This window comes from Bradyrhizobium sp. NDS-1 (assembly GCF_032918005.1).
Taxonomy (GTDB): domain Bacteria; phylum Pseudomonadota; class Alphaproteobacteria; order Rhizobiales; family Xanthobacteraceae; genus Bradyrhizobium; species Bradyrhizobium tunisiense.
In genome coordinates this window covers 1,228,538-1,244,956 of record NZ_CP136628.1, presented here as the reverse complement: position 1 = coordinate 1,244,956, position 16,419 = coordinate 1,228,538, and the positions used below count along the sequence as shown (strand labels likewise).

Below are 16,419 nucleotides of genomic sequence, written 5' to 3'. Positions count from 1 at the left end.
TCTACCTCTCGCCCCGTCCCGCCATACTGACCGCGCGGGTTGTTGCGGGCGGCGGCCCGTGACATCATCGGATGCCGAGTCATCGCCGCCCTCTGGATGCCTGATGCCACGCCGGAAACATGCTTGGGAAAAGCTGTCGGATGACGCGTTGCTCAAGCAACGCCTCCGCAGCCTGAATGTCAAAGTCGAAGGCACCTGGCTCGAGGACTGTGTCGGCACGCTCTATGAGGAGCTCGAAGAGCGGGGCATCCGGCTGCGGCCGCACACATGGATCTCGAGCGAGTGGTTCAGTCCGGGCGATGTCCCAGGCATCGCCATCCCCTTCTATCTCGCCCATCCGCGCCTGATGAAGCTCGAGAAGAGGATGATGTTCGACGTCGAGGGTGGGACGTGGCGCGAATGCATGGCTATCCTCCGTCACGAGGCCGGCCATGCCCTGCAACACGGCTACCAGCTGCAGCGCCGACGCCGATGGCAGCAGCTGTTCGGCCCGTCGTCGAAACACTACCCGCGCTACTATCGGCCCAACCCTGCCAGCAGACGCTACGTTCAGCATCTCCGGCTGTGGTACGCGCAGAGCCACCCGGACGAGGATTTCGCCGAGACGTTTGCAGTGTGGCTGCGGCCGCGCTCGAACTGGCGGACGCGATATGCCGGCTGGCCGGCGCTCAAGAAGCTCGAATATGTCGACGAGCTGATGGGCGAGATCGCGGGAAAGCGGCCGGAGATCACGACGCGGGAGCGCGTGGACCCGCTGAGCCGGCTGAACCAGACGCTCGAAGATCACTACAAGAAGAAGCAGGCGTTCTACGCCTTTACGCCGCCGAAGACTTACGACCGCGACCTCTCCCGGCTGTTCTCGGCTGATCCGCGCCATTACCGCTCAAAGCCGGCTTCGAGCCTGATCAGGCGCCACCGCGCCAAGATCAGGCAATTGGTCGCGCGATGGACCGGCGAGAACCAGCTCACGCTCGATGCCGTGCTCGACGACATGATTTTCCGCTGCCGCGAGCTCGACCTGCGCGCCGTCGGCCCCGAACCAAAGCTCGTTCTCGATTTCACAGTCCTCGTGACCGCCAAGACGATGCACGCGCTGTTTGGCCCGTCTCGGCGCAAATGGATCGCGCTATGAGACGCCTGCGGATTCTTGTCCTCATGCATCCGGACTTCATGCCTCCGGACTCGAGCGACGGATACAGCGCGCAGGAAATCAACACGTGGAAAACGGAATACGACGTCGTGAGCACTCTGCGCGCGGCCGGCCACGAGGTTCGCGCCCTCGGCGCACAGGACGAGATCAAGCCGGTGCGCGAGGCGATCGAGGAGTTCAAGCCGCACGTGGTGTTCACGTTGCTGGAGGAATTCCACAACAACGTCGCCTATGACCAGCACATCGCGAGCTATCTCGAGCTGATGAAGGTCGCTTATACCGGCTGCAATCCGCGCGGCTTGATCCTGGCGCGCGGCAAGGATTTGTCGAAGACGCTGGTGCATCATCGCCGGATCGCGGCGCCGGCTTTCGCCGTCTTCCCGATGCGCCGCAAGGTGAAACGTCCGACACGTCTTGCGCTGCCGCTGATCGTCAAGAGCCTGAACATGGACGGCTCGTTCGGCATCTCTCAGGCCTCGATCGTCGATACCGACGAGAAGCTCGCCGAACGCGTCGCCTTCATCCACGAGCGGGTCGAATCCGCAGCCATCGCCGAGCAGTTCATCGAGGGGCGAGAGCTCTATGTCGGCGTGCTCGGCAACAACCGGTTGCGCGTCTTGCCGGTTTGGGAACTGAAATTCGGCACCATGGGCGGGCGCAGGTCACGACACATCGCCACCGAGAAAGCCAAGCACGACACCGATTATCAGGAGAAGGTCGGCATCGTCGACGGGCCGGCGAAGGACCTCGCGCCCGAAGTCACCGCACGCATCCAGCGCGCCGCGAAGCGCATCTACCGGGCGCTCGGCCTCGACGGCTACGCGCGCATCGATTTTCGCCTCGCTGCCGACGGCACGCCCTATTTCATCGAGGCCAATCCCAACCCCGAGATCGCGAAAAGCCAGGAATTCGCCACGGCCGCCAAGCATGCCGGCCTCGAATACCCCGACCTCCTGCACCGCATCCTGACCCTCGGGATCAGCCGGGCCAAGGCGGGTGTGTCGTTGGGCTGACGACAGCAAGCGGCGCCGCAGGATCGACGTCGCGCCTGCTCTACGCAAAGGATCGTCATTCCGGGGTGGCGCGTCAGCGCCGGCCCCGGAATCCATGTCGTAGCCATCCGTGTCGATGGATTCCGGGCTCGCGCTCCGCGCGTCCCGGAATGACCAAGCCTACCCTACGATTCCCGCCGCGACCTGGCCGCGCAGGCGCTCCAGGCCAAGCAAGGTCTCAGCACAGGCGGCGGCGACCTCGACGCCCTTGATGGCGAAATGCTTGCGGAAGAAGTCGTAATGCACCTCGGTTTCGTGGAATTGCTGCGGCGTCAGGACCGCCGAGAACACCGGCACCTCGGTGCGGAGTTGGACGTCCATCAGCGCCTTGATCACGGTGTCGGCGACGAACTCGTGGCGGTAGATGCCACCGTCGACGACGAGGCCCGCCGCGACAATCGCGGTGTAGCGCCGCGTCTTGGCGAGGACCTGCGCGTGCAGCGGGATCTCGAACGAGCCCGGCACCTCGAACACGTCGACATGGGTGAGGTGCCGCGCCTCGGCCTCCTTGATGAAGGCGATGCGGGCTTCCTCGACCACGTCGCGGTGCCAGCAGGCCTGCACGAAGGCGACCCGCTGCGGCTTTGCGAAGCGAGGATGCTCGGTTGCGGGTCCTTGCGGAACCGGCGGTTGGACGACTTCGGACGTTTCGGCTTGGGGATCTTGCAACATCTGATTCATGGCTTTCCTCGTTTAAGGACCAGAATCAGGGCACACGGAACGACAAACAGCCGCATCTTGCGATGCGTCTGCCACCGACCGTTCTCTTTCATCCGGACTTTAACCGTCGGCTTCGGAGTTGCACCGAATCTGCTGACCCTTCCCTTCGGGATAACCCTCGCGGAAGGCGCTCGCGGGCTTAGGCCTTTCGGCCCTTACCGCCGGTGGGGACTTTCACCCCGCCCTGAGAACATCGGCCGTTCGGGATGAACGGCCTACCGGGAAATATGCAGCTCTCGCGCGGTCGCGGCAAGCGCGTTCCGCATGGGCAAATCGCATGGTCCCATGCCAGCGCCGTGGGAGCGGCCCTCGCGGCACGGAATTAACGATTGGCGCCCTCCCCTTGGATCCGATTCCGGTTTGTTCTCCTCCATCCGGATTGGGGACTCCCGGCGTTAAGAATTGTGGCAGAGATGAGCTGTGGACGAACGAGTCATGGCTTGTGGACGGACTCGGGACCCCGTTGCGCAGATTCCGCAAATCACATCACTTGATCCGCGACAGGCCCGCGCTGATCCAAGGGATCGCAAGTGCGACCCTGGGATCGCAAGAGCGACCCTGAGGGGAGCGCAACAGCAATCCCAGGGATCGCCGCAGCGACGTTAGGGAGCGCGCGCCGGACCAACCGCGTGCGTATCAAAGACAACAAGAAGGCAAGAGGTCGAGACGGCATGTCCCTGCTCGAAGGCACTATCGATTCCAAAAGCCATCCGCTCGCGGTGGTCGAGGATATCGCTGCCAGCAACAACTGGCCGTTCGAACGCTCCGGCGAAGACGAACTCACGATTGTCTCGAAGGGACAATGGACCGACTACCAGCTCTCCTTCACCTGGATGGGCGAGATCGAGGCGCTGCATCTGGCTTGCGCGTTCGACATGAAGATTCCAGTCGCGCGGCGCGGCGAGGTGCAGCGGCTCGTCGCCGCCGTGAACGAGCAATTGTGGGTCGGCCATTTCGATCTGTGGACCTCCACCGGCATGGTCATGCACCGCCAGGCGCTGGTGCTGCCGGGCGGCCTCACGGCCTCGACCGGACAGTGCGAAGCCATGCTCGCCGGCGCCATCCACGCCTGCGAACGTTACTTCCCGGCGTTCCAGTTCGTGGTGTGGGCCGGCAAGACCACGACCGAGGCGATGGACGCGGCGATGTTCGATACAGTGGGAGAGGCGTAAGGTCGCGCCCTCTCTCCACTGCCGTCCCGGACGAGCGCAGCGAAGATCCGGGATCCATACCGCGTGATTCATCTTGTGGCACGCGGCTTGTTGCCAACACCGCCATCCACTAGAACCGCCTGTGGTAACGCGACGAGCAAGCGCTCGCGCGGGGGTCCCCGCTTCCGCGGGGACGACACCGAGCTTGTGGCAGCAGCGATGGCAAACAACCCCCTCCAGAACATCACCGGCACCATCCTCCTCGCCGGCGCCGGCAAGATGGGCGGCGCGATGCTGACCGGGTGGCTTTCCGGCGGGCTCGACCCGCGCCGCGTCGCGGTAATCGATCCGCACATCTCACCTGAGATCACTGCGCTTGCCGCCAAGGGCCTAGCACTCAATCCGGACATGAAGACCGTCGGCCCGGTCGAGACGCTGGTCGTCGCGGTGAAGCCGCAGATGTTCCGCGAGGCCGGCGCCAAATTGAAAGCGCTCGTCTCGGACAACACCTCACTGGTTTCGATCATGGCGGGAACCACCATTGCCTCGCTCCAGGAGGTCTGTGGCGGCGCCGTGGTGCGCGCAATGCCGAACACGCCGGCCGCGATCGGCCGCGGCATCACTGTTGCAGTCGCCGCGAACAATGTCAGCGCCGCGCAGCGCGCGGTGGCCGATGCGTTGCTGCGCGCCACCGGCTCGGTCGAATGGGTCGAGGATGAAGGCCTGATGGACGCAGTGACTGCGGTGTCCGGCTCGGGCCCGGCCTATGTGTTCCTGCTCGCCGAGGAGCTCGCGCGCGCCGGCGTCGAGGCCGGACTGCCCGAGGCGCTGGCGACGAAGCTTGCGCGCGAAACCGTCGCCGGCTCCGGCGAGCTGCTGCACCAGTCGGAGCTGCCGGCCGGCACGCTGCGCCAGAACGTCACCTCGCCCGGCGGCACCACCGCCGCAGCCCTCGGCGTGCTGATGGGCGAGCCTGGCCTGCGCGATCTCATGATCCGCGCGATCGCAGCGGCGACGAAGCGGTCGAAGGAATTGGCGAAGTAGGCAGATCACAAGCGATTCGGCCTCCCGGGTGGCCGGACGCGAACCGATCCCGACTTGCTGCCGGAAGGGAGAGCGATCGTGAACCTCTACGCAAAACTTCTCGAACGACAGGCCGAGCGGCGTCCCATCAAGATCGGGTTGATCGGGGCGGGCAAGTTCGGCGCAATGTACCTGCATCAAGTTCTGCGCACGCCGGGCATCCATCTCGTCGGAATTGCCGATCTGTCCCCGTCGCGTGCCCGTGAAAACCTGAACCGGGTTGGCTGGCGTCCGGAGCAATTCGCAGCAAGCTCGCTCGAGGATGCGCTCAAGACCGGCACGACCTTCCTGACCGACGACTGGGAAGCGCTGGTGAAGTGCGAAGGCGTCGAAATGATCGCCGAGTGCACCGGCAATGCCGTGGCGGCGGTCGAGCACTGCCTTGGCGCTTTTGCTGCGGGCAAGGCGGTCATCAATGTCACGGTCGAGACCGACGCCTTCTGCGGACCGATCCTGGCGCAAAGAGCCAGGCAGGCCGGCGTGATCTATAGCCTCGCCTATGGCGATCAGCCGGCGCTCGCCTGCGACCTCGTCGATTGGGCAAGGGCTTGCGGTTTCCCGGTCGTTGCGGCCGGCCGCGGCCACAAATGGCTGCCGCATTATCGCGAGTCGACGCCCGAAACCGTCTGGGATCATTGGGGATTGACCGCCGAGCAGGCTGCGCGGGGCGGCATGAATCCAAAAATGTTCAACGCGTTCCTCGACGGCTCCAAGCCGGCGATCGAATCCGCCGCAATCGCGAACGCAACCGGGCTGCAGGCGCCCTCGCAAGGCCTTGCGTTCCCGCCGGGATCGGTCGACGACATCCCGACGCTGATGCGTCCCCGTTCCGAGGGCGGCATTTTGGAATGCAAGGGCCAGGTCGAAGTCGTGTCCTGCCTGACGGCTGAAGGCAAACCGATCCCCAACGACATCCGCAAGGGAGTCTGGGTCTGTTTCGAGGGCGACAGCGAGTACATCCGCAACTGCTTCCAGGAATACAGTGTCGTCACCGATCCCAGCGGCCGCTACATGAGCTCCTACAAGAAGTGGCATCTCATCGGTCTGGAGCTCGGAATTTCGGTCGCCTCGATCGCGCTGCGCAAGGAGGCGACGGGGGTCGCGACCACGTTCAACGCCGATGTCGTCGCGACGGCCAAGAAGGATTTGCGCGCGGGAGATTCGCTGGACGGAGAAGGTGGCTACACCGTCTTCGGCAAGCTGACGCCGGCGAGCACGTCGCTGGCCAAGGGCTATCTGCCGCTCGGGCTTGCGCACAATGTGCGATTGACGAGGCCGGTCGCAAAGGACGCGTGCATCACCTGGGCCGATGTGGCGATCGACGAGACGCTGCCCGCCGTGCGTATCCGCAAGGAGCAGGAAGCGTTCTATGCGTCGCAGGGACCGCACTAGAAGTCCGCGGGCAAGGCGCTTGCGCCTTTGCTCCCCCTACGGCACCGACTCCTGGCTACGCCCCGAGCCGCTTATTGAACATCTCGACATTGACGAGCCCGCGCGCGTGGCGGCCTTCGCCGAGCTTGCGCATGCCCTCGAACGCCTCGACCTCGAAGCGGATCACCCGCCGTTCGACTGCAACGACCCTCGCGGTGGTCCGCACCGTTGCCCCAACCAGCGCCGCGGCGAGATGACGGATGTCGACTTCGGTGCCGACGGTGACCCAGCCAGGCTGGAGCGCGACACGGATCGCATCGCCCGCCGTCATCTCCATTTCCAGGATCATCATCGGCGTCGCATAGACCATCGGCATGCCGGGCACGAAATGCCCGACCGTGCGCTCCGCCGGGACCACCAGCGTGCGCTCGGCGCTCATGCCGATCGTGATGAAATCGCGTGCGTCCATGGTGCTTGCTCAGTGTCGTCCCGGACAAGCGAAGCGCAGATCCGGGACCCATAGCCACAGGGAGTAGTTTGACGAAGACTCGGCGTTACCGGCGCGCCCACAACCACGCCCTGTGGTTATGGGTCCCCGCGTTCGCGGGGACGACACCTGGACTTGCCGAACCTGCGCTGGCTACTTCTTCGCCGCTGCCGCGCGTTCCACGAACGTCTTGCCGCCCTTCATCTTGTGGCGGAGCGGGGCTTCGTTGATCTGGATGACGACGGCATCGGCGTCGACGCCGAGATTCTTCACCAGCGCCTGGGTGATGTCGCGCATCATGCCGGCCTTCTGCTCGTCGGTGCGGCCTTCGGCCCTGCTGACGGTGATCTCAGGCATATTTCTCTCCCTACCGGCCGAACACCGGCCATTGACGGCCGCCATCAAACAAGACGTGGCTGCCCGGGACAAGCCCGGGCATGACGGCTTGGCGGAATGGCTATCCCCACTTTACGTCATGGCGGGCCAAGACCTCGCGCACCCTGGCGACGAGATCGGCTTCGCTGCAGGAGAACTGCGCCGGCCGGCTCTCGCGCCATTCCTGGTTGGAGGCGATCGCAGCGGCGGCCTTGGCGCCTTCGATCAGGTCCTTGATCTGCAGCTCGCCGCGCGCCTTCTCATCCGAGCCCTGGATGATCACGCAGGGGCTGTTGCGACGGTCGGCATATTTGAGCTGGTTGCCCATGTTCTTGGGATTGCCGAGATAGAGCTCGGCGCGGATGCCGGCGGTGCGCAGGGATGCCACCATCTTCTGATAGTCGGCGACGCGGTCGCGGTCGAACACGGTGACGACGACGGGGCCGAATTCGGGCCGCGTGTCGAGCTTGCCGAGCAGCGTCAGCGCGGCCTGCAAGCGCGACACGCCGATCGAGAAGCCGGTTGCCGGCACCGGCTCGCCACGGAAGCGCGAGACGAGACCATCGTAGCGCCCGCCGCCGCCGACTGAGCCGAAGCGCACCGGGCGGCCCTTCTCGTCCTTGGTCTCGAGCAGGAGTTCGACCTCGTAGACGGGGCCGGTGTAATATTCGAGGCCGCGCACGACGGACGGATCGATCTTGATGCGGTCCGCGCCGTAACCCGACGCCGTGACGAGCTTGGCAATCTCTTCCAGCTCGCTCACCCCAGCCTGACCGACTTCGCTCTTGGCGAGGTAAGTCTCTGCGGCGGCAATGGCCTCTTTCCAATCCTCGCGCGGCTTGGTGATGGCGAGAACGACGTCAGCTTCATCCGCGCTCAGATTGGCGCCCTTGGTGAAGTCGCCCTTGCCTTCTTCGCCGCCGTCCCACCGCCCGGGACCAAGCAGCTTGCGCACTTCGTCGGCGGAAAACTTGTCCAGCTTGTCGATCGCGCGCAGCACGGTGAGCCTGCGGGCCGCGTTCTCCTCGCCCCCGAGACCGATGGCTTCCAGCACGCCGTCGAGCACCTTGCGATTGTTCACCTTCACGACGTAGGAGCCGCGCGCAATGCCCAGCGCCTCCATCGTGTCCGCGGCCATCATGCAGATCTCGGCATCCGCCGCCGGCGTCGCCGAGCCGACCGTGTCGGCATCGAACTGCATGAACTGGCGGAAGCGGCCGGGGCCGGGCTTCTCGTTGCGGAAGACGTAGCCGACGCGGTAGCTGCGGTAGGGCAGGACCAGGGCGTCGGTGCCGTAGCGTTCGCCGACATAGCGGGCGAGCGGCGCAGTCAGATCGTAGCGCAAGCTGATCCACTGCTCGTCGTCGTCCTGGAAGGAGAACACGCCCTCGTTCGGACGGTCCTGGTCGGGCAGGAACTTGCCGAGCGCGTCGGTGTATTCCATCGCCGGCGTTTCCACGGGCTCGAAGCCGTAGAGCTCGTAGATGGCGCGGATCTTCTCGACCATCTCGCGCGTCGCCCGGATCGCTGCGGGGTCGCGATCCTCGAGCCCGCGCGGCAGGCGCGCCTTCAGTTTCTGCGGTTTTTTGGGTTTTTCGGCCATGCGCGGCGTTTACCAGCCGGGGCGCGAGGCGGCAACTGCCCTACGGCTGCTCCATCCGCGCCCGGAGCGCGTCGGCGTCGGCTTTCGGCATGGATTTGAGCAGCGGCTTGATGGTTTCGCCGCCGACGATCTTGCCGTTGCGCATGAACATCCAGTCCGAGATGTCGGCCTCGGCGAACTTGACCTCGTCGCCGGCCCGTTTGCCCGGCAGGTCGCGCGGGTCGTTGGCGAACACGCCGGAATAACTGCCGTTGGGTAGCTTCTTGATCTCGGCGATCCAGATGTGCTCCCCGCCCTTGCGGGTGGAAAAATGAGCTTTGAGGGAATGCCCCGTCTCCGACGGCTTTGGCGCGTCATAGGAGGCCCAGAAGGTGGGAAGCGAGCCACGGGCGCGCGCGATCGCGGCATTCATCTCGGGATCGCCGGTGCGGACGTCGACGATCGGCGAGCGATCCTGCGCGACGACCTCGTGCGTGGGGCCGATGGCCCAGATGCCGAAGACGGAAACGCCGGTGATTGCGGCGAGAACGACCCATTTCATGGGTTGGGAGAGCTTTGCTGCCATGGTCGCGATGTCCAGGATGACTCAATGTATCCTGACTTTGTCGCGGAGTTGTGGCGGCGCGTTCATGAAGTTAGGCGCCACCGGCGTTCCCCGGATGCTGCGCAGCGCGCCGCCTCTTGGCGGCGTGGTGCGCTGCTGATCTCGGGTCCAGCCAACTGCACTCTGGGTCCCGGCTCGCGCTTTGCGCGTCCGGGACACGAGGCCTCAAAACACCTTGCGGATCCAGTTGTGCGGATCGTTGGTGCGGCCGTACTGGATGTCGACGAGCTGCTTGCGCAGGCCCATGGCGACGGGACCGGCGGCGCCGCCGCCGATCTCGAAATCGCCGCTGACCGAACGCACCTTGCCGATCGGCGAGATCACGGCCGCCGTGCCGCAGGCGAACGCTTCCTTGAGCTTGCCGCTAGCCGCATCCTTGCGCCACTGGTCGAGCGTATACGGCTCTTCGCGCACCGTCTTGCCCGCATCCCTTGCCAGCGCGATGATGGAGTCGCGGGTGATGCCGGGCAGGATGGTGCCGAGCGGCGGCGTCGAGAGCGAGCCGTCGTCGAACACGAAGAAGACGTTCATGCCACCGAGCTCCTCGATGTAGCGGCGCTCGATCGCGTCGAGGAACACGACCTGATCGCAGCCATGCTGCATCGCTTCGGCCTGGGCGCGCAGGCTGGCGGCATAATTGCCGCCGCATTTGACGGCGCCGGTACCGCCGACCGCGGCGCGCGTGTAATTCTCCGACACCCAGATCGAAACCGGCGCAGGCCCGCCCTTGAAGTACGAGCCCACCGGCGAGGCGATCACCGCAAAAATGTATTCGGACGACGGCTTGACGCCGAGGAAGGTCTCGCTCGCGATCATGAACGGGCGCAGATACAGGCTGCCCTCGCCGCCCGGCATCCAGGCGCGGTCGATGCGCACGACCTGTTCGACCGCCTCGATGAAAACGTCCTCGGGCAGCTGCGCCATCGCCATGCGGTCGGCGGAGTCCTTGAAGCGCCGCGCATTGGCGTCGGGGCGGAACAGGTTCACGCCGCCATCGTCGCGCTTGTAGGCCTTGAGGCCCTCGAAGATCTCCTGGGCGTAGTGCAGCACCGCGCCGGCCGGATCGAGCTGGAAGTTGGCCCGCGCCTCGATCTTCGCTTCGTACCAGCCGCCCTTGGCCTGGTTGTAGCGGACGATCGCCATGTGGTCGGTGAAGACCCGGCCGAAGCCCGGGTCCACCAGCTTGGCGACACGATCCTTCTCGGGTGTCGGATTGGATGCGGGCTGGATGTCGAATGTCATGCTCATGTCCTTGGCTCCCGCTGCCGGTATCGGCGCTGTTCTGGCGCCGGCCGCCCTGTTTCGGGCCGGCTGGCTTCATTAGGTGTCTGGCTGAACCACCGCCAGCCTTGTTACGGCCGGTTTCCCGTGGCCAGCATGTCGCCGAGGACATGCTTTTGCGGAACGCGGAAGTCCAGTATGTTTTGCCGAAATGCCGCTCGACAATCGCACGGTAGACCTGCTCCGGCCGTCGTCGCCTGTCCGGCCCTTTCCGCCGTCCCTGCTTCGACGCCACCCGCCGCGAAACGATCTAAAATTTCGTGTGGGTTGACCGTTTTGTAACATTGAACCCAAGATACGTCAATATGCCTGACATAAATTTCGCGACTTCCTCTCACGACGCCGCCGAGCCCAAGCCGGCCACAGACGGTGGAGGCAATTTGCGCTGGGATATCATCGAGCTACTGTTCTTCGCCTATCGCGACTTCGTCGGCGATCCCGACCAGGAGCTGGAGGCTTTCGGCTTCGGCCGGGCACATCACCGGGTCATGCACTTCGTCTACCGCTATCCCGGCCTGAAGGTCGCTGATCTGCTCGACGTCCTGCGCATCACCAAGCAGTCGCTCGGCCGCGTGCTCAAGCAGCTGCTGGACGAGGGCTACATCGTGCAGAAGACTGGCGACAATGATCGCCGCCAGCGCCTGCTCTACGCGACGCCCAAGGGCGAAGCGCTGGTGCAGAAGCTCGCCGGGTTGCAGACCACGCGGATCACCAAGGCGCTCGCCGAGATGAGTCCGCAGGATGCCGAGACCGTCAAGCGCTTCCTGCGCGCGATGATCGATCGGGACGATCCCGACAAGGTGCTCGAGACGATCTTCGCTTCCGTCAACAACGCCAAGGAGTGACCGTGCCGCTCGCTGCCACTCTCGCCCGCCCGCCGGCGCGCCCGGCCGATGACGCACCACATCTGCTGCTCGTCGACGACGACCGCCGCATCCGCGATCTGCTCTCGCGCTTCCTCGCGGCAGAGGGCTACCGCGTCACCACCGCCGCAAGCGCCGGCGATGCACGATCGAAACTGCTGGGCCTGCATTTCGACCTGCTGATCCTCGACGTGATGATGCCCGGCGAGACCGGCTTCGATCTCGCCCGCTTCATCCGGACATCCTCCTCGGTGCCGATAGTGATGCTGACGGCACGTCATGAAGCCGAGGCCCGCATCGAGGGCCTGCAGATCGGCGCCGACGACTATGTGGCGAAACCGTTCGAGCCGCGCGAACTGGCGCTGCGTATCAACAACATCCTCAAGCGCGCCGCCCCGCCGCCGCAGGCCGCTACGATCGAGAAGATCGCTTTCGGTCCCTACATCTACCATCTCGAGCGCGGGGAGCTGCGCCAGGGCGAGGAGGTCATCCACCTCACCGACCGCGAGCGCGAGATGCTGCGCATTCTTTCGGAGACTCCGGGCGAGACCGTGCCGCGCAGCGCGCTGACCGGCAATGGCAGCGTCAATGAACGCGCCGTCGACGTGCAGATCAACCGCCTCCGGCGCAAGATCGAGACCGACCCGGCCAATCCGCTGTTTCTTCAGGCGGTGCGCGGCATTGGCTACCGGCTGGTGGCCTCGCCATAACACAGTGAAGCGCGCCAGATGAGCACGATCGATACCGGCCTCACGCTTCTGAAGAGCGCGGCCGGTCGCGTCTCCGCCGTCAATGGCTGGATGGGCAATGCGTTCAAGGGCTGGATGCCGACCGGCCTCTACGCCCGCGCACTCCTCATCATGATCGTGCCGATGGTGGTGCTGCAATCGGTCGTCGCCTTCGTGTTCATGGAGCGGCACTGGAACACGGTGACGCGCAGATTGTCCGCCGCGGTGGTGCAGGACATTGCCGCGCTGATCGACGTCTACAAGGGTTATCCGCAGGACCGGGATCGCGACCAGATCCGCCGCATCGCCCAGCAGCGCCTCGGCCTCGTCGTCGATTTCCTTCCCGCCGGCGACATGCCGCCGCCGGGACCAAAGCCGTTCTTCTCGCTGCTCGACCAGACCCTGTCGGTGCAGCTCGGCCGCCAGATCGGACGCTCGTTCTGGATCGACACGGTCGGCCGCTCCAATCTCGTCGAGATCCGAATCCAGCTCGACGACGCCGTGATGCGCGTGTTCGCGCAGCGCAGCGCAGCCTACGCCTCGAATTCGGAGATCTTCCTGTTCTGGATGGTCGGCACGTCCTCGATCCTGCTGATCGTCGCCGTGCTGTTCCTGCGCAACCAGATCAAGCCGATCCTGCGGCTTGCGGACGCCGCCGAGAGTTTCGGCAAGGGCCGTGAGGCGCCGAACTTCCGCCCACGAGGCGCGCGCGAGGTGCGGCGCGCTTCGGTCGCCTTCCTCGAGATGAAGTCGCGCATCGAGCGCACCATGGAGCAGCGCACCGCGATGCTCGCCGGCGTCAGCCACGATCTGCGCACCATCCTGACCCGCTTCAAGCTCGAGCTGGCGCTGATCGGCGACAGCCCGGAGCTGGAGGGGATGCGCAAGGACGTCGACGAGATGTCGATGATGCTGGAGGACTACCTTGCGTTTGCGCGCGGCGATTCCGGCGAGCAGTCGCAGCCGACCGACATGGCGCAGGCACTGGAGGAATTGCGCGGCGACGCCGAACGCCACGGTCATACCGCGACCGTTGCCTTCCACGGCCTGCCCGTCGTGACAGTGAAGCCGGCCTCGTTCAAGCGCTGCCTTGCCAACCTCGTCACCAACGCGGCGCGCTACGGCAAGAGCATCGCCATCGCCGGTCAGCGCGATCACCGTTATTTGACCGTCACGGTGGACGATGACGGGCCGGGCATTCCCGCGCATTTGCGCGAAGAGGTGTTCAAGCCGTTCCTGCGGCTCGACAACGCCCGCAACCAGGACGAAGGCGGCACGGGCCTCGGCCTCGCCATCGCCCGCGACATCGCCCGCTCGCATGGCGGCGACATCACCCTTGGCGACAGTCCGATGGGGGGGCTAAGGGCGAGTGTGAGGATCCCGGTGTAGCAGAATCTGCTGCAACAAACTCGACGCTCGTCCTTTCTCTCCTTGGGAGGAGAAGGAACCTACTTCGGCAGCAGTGCCTTCAGCTTGTCCATATCGCGCACGTTCATCTTGAAGCCGCCGGGCATCACGATGTCGCCGGGCTTCTGATCCGGCTTGCAGGCCCCTAGCCATTTGGCTTGCAGCGTCATGGTGCTGTCGCGGCCGGCCGTACCTGCGATACCGCCCTTTGCGTGCGAGGAGGTCTTCACCGTGTAGGCCGAGTTGAAATCGCCCGTGATCTCGGCATGCGAGGTCGTGTTGACCCCAGCGACATTGCACTCGGAATCGCTGACATAGCCGGTCGCGGTCTTCTTGATCTCCTGCTTGGCGCAAACCTGCTTGGCCATCGGCGAGACGTTGTTGCTCATCTCCTTGTCGACTGTCTCGTCGGTGCAGTGCTGCATGGTCATCTCGGGCACCGGCGAGCCTGATGTGACCAGCTTCATTTCCCAAAGGCCGGCCTTGCGCACCGGCAAATCGTCGGCGCTGGCGCCGGCTGCCGAGAACGCAAGACAAGCGACCGAGCCGAGCAAAGCGAGTTTGCGCGTCATGGGGGAGACTCCCGGCTGAGAGATTGCGGCGTTACGAAGCGCTTCAGTACAGCGTGCGGATCGGCTGGGCGGCGGCGCCATAGGGCACCCAGCGGCAGGAGAAGGAAATGTAACCGCCCTCATAGGCCTGCACGCCGAGGAATTTGACGACCTTGCCGTAGCGCGCACAATGATCGACCGCGACCTGTCGCGCATCGACCTGGGTTGCCATGGAATAAGCGACGATGCCGCCGGTGTCGTTGCCCTTGAACGCCGGCACGTAGTCGGCACGCGCCGACTGGCTCGCCGTCAGGCCCGAGACAACCAGGCTGGCGAGAAGACCCGCGGCCGCAATGATTCGCATTACCGTCACTCCAATTGGCTAGCGCCAGTCTACGGTGCCGGGATCGCCGTGAAAAGAACTGAAGGCCCGTCAGCGGGGGCGTTGCAGTCAACTCCTGGCGAAGTGTTGCCGCGCTGCACTTGACCTCCCCCGGCCTTCGCGGCACCGTCCAACCTTCGCAAGACCTTAGCTGTCTGGATTGACCATGCGCGCCCCCTCCCTGAAATCGCTCCGCTTTGCCGCTTTGCTCGGCCTCCTGTTCGGAGCGCTGTCGCTCGGCGAGGCCAGGGCCGCCAATCCGCTGGAGTTGAATTTCTGGCTGAGCGGCCCTCGCTATGACGGTGCCGTTGCCGATTGCGACTGGGCTCTCCCGCGGATCGCGAACGAGTTCGCCGAAAAGGAATCCACATTCTGGAATTCCTCGTTGAAGATCACCGGCTTCGCGGCCGTTCGCGAAACCGCATTCCGGCCCTGGCAGTCCGACAACATCCCGCGCCGCTACTGCACCGGCGAAGCCATGCTCACCGACGGCAAGATGCGCAAGGTGCACTTCTCGATCATCGAGGATGGCGGCTTCGCCGCTTACGGCAATGGCGTCGAGTGGTGCGTGGTCGGCGTGGACCGCAATTGGGCCTACAATCCGGCCTGCCGAGCCGCCAAGCCTTAGTTCGAGAGGCCCTAGCTTGAAGAGCCCTGATTCGGGCCCTTTGCGGCGTCAGCAGTAGCCGCACGAAATTTGTTCTTGAAATGTTCTTATCGCCTGCTAGGCTTCCGCACACAGTCTAGTTGAGGGGCGTTGCCATGTTTCATTCCAGATTGCATTCGTTCTCCCGCTTGGTGATCTCACTGGCCCTTTCCCTGATCCTTGCCGCGGGCCTGGCCTCGTTCTCCGGTGACGCAAAGGCCCAGGACAAACGGCAGAACGCGCCGGGCGAATTCGACTTCTATGTGCTGGCCCTGTCGTGGTCGCCCTCGTTCTGTGAGGAGGCGGCCGAGCGTGGCGGCCGGTCGCAGATCCAGTGCGGCGGACGGCCCTACGCCTTCGTGGTGCATGGGCTGTGGCCGCAATACGAGAATGGCTTTCCGGAATATTGCCAGCGGCCCGCGCCGCGACTGAACCGCAACATCGTCTCCTCGATGCTCGATTTGATGCCGGCCCCGGGCCTGATCTTCAACGAATGGGACAAGCACGGCACCTGCTCCGGCCTCGAGGGCCGCAGCTATTTCGAGACGATCCGCAAGGCGCGCGCCGCGATCAAGATCCCGGCCGAATATCTCGATCTGTCGCAGGCCAGGACCGTGGCGCCGGCGGAGGTCGAGGAGGCCTTCATCAAGGCCAATCCCGGGCTGAGCAGCGCCGCGGTCTCGGTCACCTGCAACCGGACCAGGCTCTCCGAGGTCCGCATCTGCCTCAACAAGGACCTGCAATTCCGCGCCTGCGACGAGATCGAACGCCGCGCCTGCCGCCGCGATCAGGTCACCATGCCGCCGATCAGGGGTGGATAGGCCGAGGTCTCCTGCCCCGGATGCGGTCCAATGCGCGGCGAACGCGGCATAGTGCACTGCTGATCCGGGGGCCATCACGCAAGAAGAAAAAGCTGTATCCCGGCTCGGCGGCGCAGCGTCACACGCTGCACCGCGTCCGGGACA

The 16,419-nt window shown here is 64.9% G+C and carries 18 protein-coding genes and 1 riboswitch; of the genes, 10 read left to right on the top strand and 8 right to left on the bottom strand.

From position 1 onward, the window contains the following. Nucleotides 1-103: 103 nt before the first annotated feature. The gene (locus RX330_RS05865; RefSeq protein WP_317242365.1) at nucleotides 104-1,132 is read left to right on the top strand and encodes a putative zinc-binding metallopeptidase; all 1,029 of its coding nucleotides are present in this window, start codon (nucleotides 104-106) and stop codon (nucleotides 1,130-1,132) included. Continuing rightward, complete coding sequence (locus RX330_RS05860) at nucleotides 1,129-2,163, top strand: ATP-grasp domain-containing protein (protein ID WP_212080299.1); 1,035 nt, start codon at nucleotides 1,129-1,131, stop codon at nucleotides 2,161-2,163. Before RX330_RS05865 ends, RX330_RS05860 begins: the two co-directional genes overlap by 4 nt. A gap of 159 nt (nucleotides 2,164-2,322) precedes the next feature. Here the strand turns inward: RX330_RS05860 and RX330_RS05855 are convergent, their stop codons facing one another. Then, nucleotides 2,323-2,883 carry a 6,7-dimethyl-8-ribityllumazine synthase gene (locus RX330_RS05855; RefSeq protein WP_212080298.1) on the bottom strand — a complete coding sequence of 187 codons (561 nt, stop codon included), beginning with the start codon at nucleotides 2,881-2,883 and terminating at the stop codon, nucleotides 2,323-2,325. A gap of 76 nt (nucleotides 2,884-2,959) precedes the next feature. Continuing rightward, a riboswitch (FMN riboswitch) is annotated at nucleotides 2,960-3,118 on the bottom strand. 475 nt (nucleotides 3,119-3,593) lie between these two features. Here RX330_RS05855 and RX330_RS05850 point away from each other — a divergent pair. The 3 genes from RX330_RS05850 (at nucleotide 3,594) to RX330_RS05840 (ending at nucleotide 6,548) form a co-directional block, all read left to right on the top strand. Then, nucleotides 3,594-4,094, top strand: coding sequence for a YbjN domain-containing protein (locus RX330_RS05850; protein ID WP_212080297.1), 501 nt, complete (start codon nucleotides 3,594-3,596; stop codon nucleotides 4,092-4,094). A 198-nt stretch (nucleotides 4,095-4,292) separates the two neighbouring features. Then, nucleotides 4,293-5,117, top strand: coding sequence for a pyrroline-5-carboxylate reductase (proC, locus tag RX330_RS05845; RefSeq protein WP_317242364.1), 825 nt, complete (start codon nucleotides 4,293-4,295; stop codon nucleotides 5,115-5,117). A gap of 78 nt (nucleotides 5,118-5,195) precedes the next feature. Then, nucleotides 5,196-6,548 carry an NAD(P)H-dependent oxidoreductase gene (locus RX330_RS05840; RefSeq protein ID WP_317242363.1) on the top strand — a complete coding sequence of 451 codons (1,353 nt, stop codon included), beginning with the start codon at nucleotides 5,196-5,198 and terminating at the stop codon, nucleotides 6,546-6,548. A gap of 55 nt (nucleotides 6,549-6,603) precedes the next feature. Here the strand turns inward: RX330_RS05840 and RX330_RS05835 are convergent, their stop codons facing one another. The 5 genes from RX330_RS05835 to RX330_RS05815 all read right to left on the bottom strand — a co-directional run bounded on the left by RX330_RS05835 (nucleotide 6,604) and on the right by RX330_RS05815 (nucleotide 10,844). Beyond that, nucleotides 6,604-6,996, bottom strand: coding sequence for a thioesterase family protein (locus RX330_RS05835; RefSeq protein WP_317242362.1), 393 nt, complete (start codon nucleotides 6,994-6,996; stop codon nucleotides 6,604-6,606). 171 nt (nucleotides 6,997-7,167) lie between these two features. Then, on the bottom strand, nucleotides 7,168-7,371 hold the full coding sequence (locus RX330_RS05830; RefSeq protein WP_317242361.1) for a tautomerase family protein: 204 nt from the start codon (nucleotides 7,369-7,371) through the stop codon (nucleotides 7,168-7,170). A gap of 100 nt (nucleotides 7,372-7,471) precedes the next feature. After that, nucleotides 7,472-8,992, bottom strand: a complete 1,521-nt coding sequence (hisS, locus tag RX330_RS05825; protein WP_317242360.1) for a histidine--tRNA ligase — start codon at nucleotides 8,990-8,992, stop codon at nucleotides 7,472-7,474. Between the two features lie 40 nt (nucleotides 8,993-9,032). After that, complete coding sequence (locus tag RX330_RS05820; RefSeq protein ID WP_317242359.1) at nucleotides 9,033-9,557, bottom strand: YegJ family protein; 525 nt, start codon at nucleotides 9,555-9,557, stop codon at nucleotides 9,033-9,035. A gap of 204 nt (nucleotides 9,558-9,761) precedes the next feature. Continuing rightward, nucleotides 9,762-10,844 carry a branched-chain amino acid aminotransferase gene (locus RX330_RS05815; protein WP_212080277.1) on the bottom strand — a complete coding sequence of 361 codons (1,083 nt, stop codon included), beginning with the start codon at nucleotides 10,842-10,844 and terminating at the stop codon, nucleotides 9,762-9,764. Nucleotides 10,845-11,182: 338 nt separating this feature from the next. Between RX330_RS05815 and RX330_RS05810 the strand changes: the two genes are divergently transcribed. The 3 genes from RX330_RS05810 to RX330_RS05800 are packed head-to-tail and all read left to right on the top strand — an operon-like array spanning nucleotide 11,183 to nucleotide 13,857. Next, nucleotides 11,183-11,722 (top strand): MarR family winged helix-turn-helix transcriptional regulator, encoded by a 540-nt coding sequence (locus tag RX330_RS05810; RefSeq protein WP_249152868.1) that lies wholly within the window; start codon nucleotides 11,183-11,185, stop codon nucleotides 11,720-11,722. Beyond that, nucleotides 11,719-12,450, top strand: coding sequence for a response regulator transcription factor (locus tag RX330_RS05805; protein WP_317242358.1), 732 nt, complete (start codon nucleotides 11,719-11,721; stop codon nucleotides 12,448-12,450). Before RX330_RS05810 ends, RX330_RS05805 begins: the two co-directional genes overlap by 4 nt. 18 nt (nucleotides 12,451-12,468) lie before the next feature. After that, the gene (locus RX330_RS05800; RefSeq protein WP_317242357.1) at nucleotides 12,469-13,857 is read left to right on the top strand and encodes an ATP-binding protein; all 1,389 of its coding nucleotides are present in this window, start codon (nucleotides 12,469-12,471) and stop codon (nucleotides 13,855-13,857) included. A 59-nt stretch (nucleotides 13,858-13,916) separates the two neighbouring features. On the opposite strand, the gene RX330_RS05795 is transcribed toward RX330_RS05800, so the two are convergent. Next, a complete protein-coding gene (locus RX330_RS05795) occupies nucleotides 13,917-14,447 on the bottom strand; it encodes a DUF3617 domain-containing protein (protein WP_317242356.1) in 531 nt (176 codons plus the stop codon). Nucleotides 14,448-14,490: 43 nt separating this feature from the next. Next, nucleotides 14,491-14,790, bottom strand: coding sequence for a hypothetical protein (locus RX330_RS05790; protein WP_212080269.1), 300 nt, complete (start codon nucleotides 14,788-14,790; stop codon nucleotides 14,491-14,493). 184 nt (nucleotides 14,791-14,974) lie between these two features. On the opposite strand from RX330_RS05790, the gene RX330_RS05785 reads away from it, so the two are divergent. Both RX330_RS05785 and RX330_RS05780 read left to right on the top strand, forming a co-directional pair. After that, complete coding sequence (locus RX330_RS05785) at nucleotides 14,975-15,436, top strand: hypothetical protein (protein WP_317242355.1); 462 nt, start codon at nucleotides 14,975-14,977, stop codon at nucleotides 15,434-15,436. A 134-nt stretch (nucleotides 15,437-15,570) separates the two neighbouring features. Next, nucleotides 15,571-16,275 carry a ribonuclease T2 gene (locus RX330_RS05780; protein ID WP_317242354.1) on the top strand — a complete coding sequence of 235 codons (705 nt, stop codon included), beginning with the start codon at nucleotides 15,571-15,573 and terminating at the stop codon, nucleotides 16,273-16,275. Nucleotides 16,276-16,419: the final 144 nt, after the last annotated feature.

What these genes read in the sequence shown, in the direction of transcription:
- RX330_RS05810 (WP_249152868.1), top strand. Translation starts at nt 11,183, where the DNA reads ATGCCTGACATAAATTTCGCGACTTCCTCTCACGACGCCGCCGAGCCC.
- RX330_RS05850 (WP_212080297.1), top strand. Translation starts at nt 3,594, where the DNA reads ATGTCCCTGCTCGAAGGCACTATCGATTCCAAAAGCCATCCGCTCGCG.
- RX330_RS05780 (WP_317242354.1), top strand. Translation starts at nt 15,571, where the DNA reads ATGTTTCATTCCAGATTGCATTCGTTCTCCCGCTTGGTGATCTCACTG.
- RX330_RS05795 (WP_317242356.1), bottom strand. Translation starts at nt 14,447, where the DNA reads ATGACGCGCAAACTCGCTTTGCTCGGCTCGGTCGCTTGTCTTGCGTTC.
- RX330_RS05785 (WP_317242355.1), top strand. Translation starts at nt 14,975, where the DNA reads ATGCGCGCCCCCTCCCTGAAATCGCTCCGCTTTGCCGCTTTGCTCGGC.
- RX330_RS05855 (WP_212080298.1), bottom strand. Translation starts at nt 2,883, where the DNA reads ATGAATCAGATGTTGCAAGATCCCCAAGCCGAAACGTCCGAAGTCGTC.
- RX330_RS05860 (WP_212080299.1), top strand. Translation starts at nt 1,129, where the DNA reads ATGAGACGCCTGCGGATTCTTGTCCTCATGCATCCGGACTTCATGCCT.
- hisS (WP_317242360.1), bottom strand. Translation starts at nt 8,992, where the DNA reads ATGGCCGAAAAACCCAAAAAACCGCAGAAACTGAAGGCGCGCCTGCCG.
- RX330_RS05815 (WP_212080277.1), bottom strand. Translation starts at nt 10,844, where the DNA reads ATGAGCATGACATTCGACATCCAGCCCGCATCCAATCCGACACCCGAG.
- RX330_RS05835 (WP_317242362.1), bottom strand. Translation starts at nt 6,996, where the DNA reads ATGGACGCACGCGATTTCATCACGATCGGCATGAGCGCCGAGCGCACG.
- RX330_RS05790 (WP_212080269.1), bottom strand. Translation starts at nt 14,790, where the DNA reads ATGCGAATCATTGCGGCCGCGGGTCTTCTCGCCAGCCTGGTTGTCTCG.
- RX330_RS05820 (WP_317242359.1), bottom strand. Translation starts at nt 9,557, where the DNA reads ATGGCAGCAAAGCTCTCCCAACCCATGAAATGGGTCGTTCTCGCCGCA.
- RX330_RS05830 (WP_317242361.1), bottom strand. Translation starts at nt 7,371, where the DNA reads ATGCCTGAGATCACCGTCAGCAGGGCCGAAGGCCGCACCGACGAGCAG.
- RX330_RS05865 (WP_317242365.1), top strand. Translation starts at nt 104, where the DNA reads ATGCCACGCCGGAAACATGCTTGGGAAAAGCTGTCGGATGACGCGTTG.
- proC (WP_317242364.1), top strand. Translation starts at nt 4,293, where the DNA reads ATGGCAAACAACCCCCTCCAGAACATCACCGGCACCATCCTCCTCGCC.
- RX330_RS05800 (WP_317242357.1), top strand. Translation starts at nt 12,469, where the DNA reads ATGAGCACGATCGATACCGGCCTCACGCTTCTGAAGAGCGCGGCCGGT.